Origin of the sequence: Burkholderia sp. BDU5 (assembly GCF_001522845.1) — a bacterium.
In the GTDB taxonomy this organism is placed as follows: domain Bacteria; phylum Pseudomonadota; class Gammaproteobacteria; order Burkholderiales; family Burkholderiaceae; genus Burkholderia; species Burkholderia mayonis.
Map to the genome: position 1 here is coordinate 1 of NZ_LOWC01000064.1, position 652 is coordinate 652.

Here is a 652-nt window from a genome sequence, read left to right on the forward strand (position 1 = left end):
GAACTGTACGAGAGCGGCAAGATTCGCGAGGCGGCATGCTGGGACCACGCGAGACGGTACATATACGACGTGCATGCCCGAACGCCTACCGAGGCAACCCGGGAGGTGCTCGAACTGATCGGCGGACTTTACGCGATCGAGGCCGACATCCGCGGCAAACCCGCCGCTGAACGGCTGCGCGTGCGCCAGGAGAGAAGCATCCCGCTGCTCGCGGCCATCAAGACGTGGATGACGGACAAACTCGCGGCGCTGTCGAAGAAATCCGAATTGGCCAAAGCGATCCGTTACTCGCTTAACCAGTGGGATGCCCTCGTACTGTACTGCGAAGAGGGCCGTGCCGAGATCAGCAACGCCCTGGCCGAAAACGCGCTGCGCTGTGTCAGTCTGGGTCGCAAGAACTTCCTGTTCGCCGGCTCCGACAGCGGGGGGAAACGGGCCGCGGCGATGTACAGCCTGATCGGCACGTGCAAGCTGAACGGGATCAACCCGCGCGCTTACCTCGAATACGTGCTGACCCATATCGCTGACCACCCCATTAACCGCATCGACGAATTACTACCGTGGAACGTGGCAACTAAGAGACGGTTTCAAAAAGGCCAGGTGGGGCTGTTAACTTTCGCGGCGAGCTGTTAACCTCAGGCATCGGAACAAC

General features: G+C 60.6%; 1 protein-coding gene. It reads left to right on the forward strand.

Annotated features, from left to right (window positions below):
* Window positions 1-633 (forward strand): IS66 family transposase (gene tnpC, locus WS69_RS12225; protein ID WP_156438087.1); only part of this gene is annotated, 633 nt, incomplete at its 5' end.
* Window positions 634-652 lie beyond the last annotated feature (19 nt).